General features: G+C 67.8%; 7 protein-coding genes. All 7 read right to left on the bottom strand.

The genetic code is table 11. The annotated features are described in order from the left end of the window. On the bottom strand, positions 1-222 hold a 222-nt coding region (locus tag EJK15_RS67995), incomplete at its 3' end, for a helix-turn-helix domain-containing protein (protein ID WP_171075414.1). A 244-nt stretch (positions 223-466) separates the two neighbouring features. Next, a complete protein-coding gene (locus tag EJK15_RS67990) occupies positions 467-1,084 on the bottom strand; it encodes a hypothetical protein (protein ID WP_138720722.1) in 618 nt (205 codons plus the stop codon). Positions 1,085-1,313: 229 nt separating this feature from the next. After that, positions 1,314-1,592, bottom strand: coding sequence for a hypothetical protein (locus EJK15_RS67985; protein WP_138720721.1), 279 nt, complete (start codon positions 1,590-1,592; stop codon positions 1,314-1,316). A gap of 59 nt (positions 1,593-1,651) precedes the next feature. Further along, complete coding sequence (locus EJK15_RS67980) at positions 1,652-2,506, bottom strand: helix-turn-helix domain-containing protein (protein ID WP_206062306.1); 855 nt, start codon at positions 2,504-2,506, stop codon at positions 1,652-1,654. Continuing rightward, positions 2,487-3,014, bottom strand: a complete 528-nt coding sequence (locus EJK15_RS73980; protein WP_240778125.1) for a DUF6879 family protein — start codon at positions 3,012-3,014, stop codon at positions 2,487-2,489. Before EJK15_RS73980 ends, EJK15_RS67980 begins: the two co-directional genes overlap by 20 nt. Next, positions 3,011-3,214 carry a hypothetical protein gene (locus tag EJK15_RS67975; protein WP_138720719.1) on the bottom strand — a complete coding sequence of 68 codons (204 nt, stop codon included), beginning with the start codon at positions 3,212-3,214 and terminating at the stop codon, positions 3,011-3,013. The genes EJK15_RS73980 and EJK15_RS67975 overlap by 4 nt, the downstream gene beginning before the upstream one ends. A gap of 106 nt (positions 3,215-3,320) precedes the next feature. Further along, positions 3,321-3,902 (bottom strand): hypothetical protein, encoded by a 582-nt coding sequence (locus EJK15_RS67970; protein ID WP_138720718.1) that lies wholly within the window; start codon positions 3,900-3,902, stop codon positions 3,321-3,323. Positions 3,903-4,095: the final 193 nt, after the last annotated feature.

Raw genomic sequence — 4,095 nt, 5'->3', positions numbered from 1 at the left:
GTCGAATCCATCGGCGTTGAAGTTGTGGATCACATCACGGACCCGGTCTTCGCTGGTGAATGCCACCTGTGCGATCTTCGCCACCGGCATGCCCTGGGCCGGCAGCAGCACCATCTGCGCCCGCCGCCAGGTCACCACCGACCCGCTGCCGCGCCGTACGATGCGCAGCAGCCGGTTCCCTTCGTCGTCATCGATCTCGCGTACACGAACCCGTTCGGCCACAAGCAGAGTCTGAAGCGGTCACGCCCTCCACGGTGGGACCTTGATCGGCGTGCCACCACGAAACAGGGCAAACCCAAGCTGCTACGGCACTAGGTGGTCCCCGCCCGGGGAAGCCCTCCAGCTTGCGGGCGGGGGACCGGTCTTGTGGGCGGCCCCGCCAATGCGCCTGGCTACCACCCCAGGCGACGGGGCCGCCCTCCCCTCGGCAAAGAGAGGGTCTTTCGGGCCCTGCTCCCGCCGCGCCTCACGACACGGCAGCAGGGCTGTCCAAGGAGCGCTCCAGGTCGGTCCGTTGCAGACCATGGGGCGTGACGATCAGTTGCGTGGCCAAGGCGTACTCCAGATCGCGGAACGCCTCCAACGGGAGTTCGATTGCGCGCTGGACCACCACGACCTTCCGCCTGGCGGCAGGTCGGTAGAGGTCCGCCACGACCCCGTACGGTTCGCTGGCGCGCGCCGTGTAGACGTGCGACTCCGGCCGTAGGCGCGGGCACAGCGTGCGAGCCTTGGGGATGCACGACCGGCAGGTGGGCGGCGCGTTCGTGAACTGCTGCCCGGCTCCAGTCGTCGCGGGCGGCTCGGCCATCACCCACCAGATCCGGCCGTCGTCCACGGCCGACCGGCCGCACACCTGGCACAGGTTGTGCAGCATGCACCGGCGCTGCCGAGCGGTGTTGACCGGCTTCCACAGCGGGCGACCGGCGCGGGACATGCCGTGCCGATGCCAGAGCACCCCGAACAGCCAGTCGGTCTCTGTCGCGTCGGCATAGGAGAGCCGGATGCCGTCCGTCGCCTCAAGGTGTGCGGCCAGGGCGAGCTGGTAGGCAACGCTCTCGCCGTCGTAGGCCGTGATGTACGGCACGGGAAGCGAGGCCGCGGTCCTCACGCCGGATCGCCCGCCCGGAACGGTGTCTCGCCGGAGCTGGCCCAGGCCCACGGAGGGCGTTTGAATGCGGCGGCCCGGCCGACGGTGGCAGGTCCAGCGCCTGGCCGCCGCTGCCGCGCGGAGTCGGTGCGCGGCGGCGCGGCGGCGGACGCCCGGGAAGGACGGTCGCCGCCGTGCCGGTCTGTGGAGGGCTGGACGCAGTCGCTCATGAGCTGCCCCACAAGGCGTGCGCGAGGCGCACCATCGGCGCTTCGACGCGCTCCAGTTGCTCGAAGGTCGTCGCCGTGATCGGCTCGCCGGTCGCCTTGTGGATGGCCGTCCACGTGCCGTCCGGCCGCCGCTCGACGCCGCGGAACTCAGGGATACGCGGGGCGTGCTCGGCGGATTCGGCCTGCCGGCCGCGCGTCACGTCGTCGTCGGCAGGCCTGCTCGTGGCGCCCGTGAGGGCGGGCGATGTGGGGGGTTCGGACCCGTGACTGTCCATGTCCAGGACCGTAGAAAAGGCCCGGTGCGGAAGCCAGGATGTTGCGGAATGTTGCGTTGTTAATCGGTGCGGAGTTCTTTGATGACCGCCAGCACTAGGCTTCGTGCGGCGCGGCCGGCGAGGGCGACGCTGGCCAGGTGCTCGAACATGCGGGCGTAGAGTTCGATCTCTCGCGGCCGTGTGATCTCCATGCTGGCGGTGGGCGTCTCCAGCGTCACCAGCTCGTCGTCAAAGATCCAGAAGCCCGCCGAGGCGACGCACGGTCTTTCGATCATCATGGGGATGATGCGCACCGAGACGTGCGGGTGCGACATGACGGTGAGCAGCCGCTCCAACTGCTCAGCCTGGACGGCGGCTGAGCCGAACCAGGTCCGCAGCGCCTGTTCCTCCAGGAGCACGTCGAAGCGCTTGTCAGGGCCGTGGATGACCTGCTGACGGTCCAAGCGGGCGGCGACGGCGACGTCGAGGTCGTTGGGCGCGTCGAGGAAGTCGAACCAGAAGGTCAGCATGGACCGGGCGTAGCCAGCTGTCTGGAAGAGGCCCGGGATGACGTTGTGCTCGTAGATCCGGAACCGGTGCGTGCGCTCATACAGCGGGACGGGAGCTTGCATGAGGCGCTTCATCCCGGCCCGCGTCTGCCGTCGCAACTCCTGGTACATCGAGTGGATGGCGCGGACGGTCGCGATGAGATCTGGCACCTGGTCCTCGGCGCCGCAGATCCGGCACCAGGTCCGGATCTCTTCCTCAGTCGCCGTCTTGACGCCGTGTTCCATCCGGCTGACCTTCGTGTAGTGCCAGCCGGCCCGCGCGGCGAGGGCGCGGCCGGTCAAGGCCGCGCCCGTCCGTATCTCTCGCAGGCGCGTGCCGAGTTCCTCGGCGACCTGCCGGGCAGGGCTAGATGGGCGAGTAGTCACGGTGTGGGACGGCGAACTGCCAGATTGACTCGAAGGCGTTGATGCAGCGGGCGATGTCCTGCGGGTCCGTGGACCCGATCTTCTCCCGGGCCAGGCCGTTCCCTGCGTAGGTGAGGAAGACCACCAGGCGCCCGTCGAAGACGTAGAAGTCGTTCGCGGGCAGCAGGATGACCCGGCCTGGCACGGTGAGGAGCCGCCGGGGGACCCACCTGATGTCCTCGCCAGCATCGACCATGGGGTGGGCAATGCTGTGCGACCACCTCTGGTAGTTGCTCAGAGGCTCTGAGACGATGCGGGCCCGGCGTGCGACCCTGTCCGCGGCGGCGTGCTCGCGCAGCGTCGCGCACCATCCCTGCAGCCATTCCAGGTCGTCCGGCTCTCCGGCGGCCCACCTCGCCATGTACGGCAATTCGACCTCTGTGCCGTACGCATCACGGGTTTCGAGGTGGATGGCCTCGCTCTCGAAGCTGGCGAGCAGCTTCTCGAACTCCTGGTCAGAGACGATCACGCGTTCTCCCGGAAGAACGGGATCATCCTGTCCGGGATCTCGACCGCTGACTCGCCCTCGGGAACGTTCATTTGCTGGAGAGCCTCGGGGTCGGTGACGATCCATCCTTGGACGACCCAGGTTCCCCGATCGGTGCGATAGAGGGTCGGCGACCCGGTGGGGTTGCTGTCCGGGTCTTTCGCGATGAACGTGAGGCGCATGATCGCTCCTGGGGGTTGCGGATTATTGCGCCCATCGATCGTCATGGGAATGTGGGCGACCGTCAAGCGTCCGGCTCCCAGGACCCCGGGAGCCGGGCCCAAGTCGTCAGGAGCGTCCCACGACCTTGCGCTCCAGCCTGTTGAGCCGCTCCAGCGCAGCCCCCACGGCCGACAGGCCAGCATGAGCTTGTTCGCTCTGCATGGCGAACCGCGGCCCATCTGCCGCACGTTGTTGATCACTTCTGGCGGAGATGATGGTGTCGCTCCCCGCATAGGCGATAAAGGGCCCCTCCGATGGAGGAGCAGCGGCAAAGGCCGCATCCCACGCATCCGCTGCGCTCCGGACGTGCTTCTGCAGCTTCGCGTCGTCGAGGCGCTCGGCCTCATCACGAAGGCGTTGCCCCGCCTCTCGGCGCTGCTCGTCAATGAACCACGGGCTGCGCCGCGGCTCGGCGGCGATGTCCTGGAAAAGCCGTCGAATGGTCTTCAAGGCGTCACGCAGATCGTCAGCCGGGCCCATGGCCCGTCGCAGGCGCCGCGTACGGCGCTTCGCCACCCACGTGACCAGACCGGTCGTAAGGGTGATGAAAGTGAAGAGAAGCCCTAGCCATGCCGGTATCGGCCCCCACTGGGCCTGAGACCAGTCGAGGCCGTTCCACCAGGAAGCCAGATCTTCGAGCAGAGTCACACACGCGATTCTCCCTCCCGTCCGCACACGGTGATGCCATCCCCGCCATGAGAGCTCGCGGTCGCCCTAGGGCGCGTATTTGATTGTGATCAATCTGCGGGATCTGCCCTCGTCTCGGGGCCTGATCCGGTAGATCGTTCAGCGTGACGCGAGTGCAATTGACGGATGTGGAGTGGGAGTTCATCGAGCCCTA

It is taken from the genome of Nonomuraea basaltis, assembly GCF_005893125.1.
GTDB lineage: Bacteria > Actinomycetota > Actinomycetes > Streptosporangiales > Streptosporangiaceae > Nonomuraea > Nonomuraea basaltis.
The sequence above is the reverse complement of the archived record's forward strand: the minus strand, read 5'-3'. Positions and strand labels throughout refer to the sequence as shown.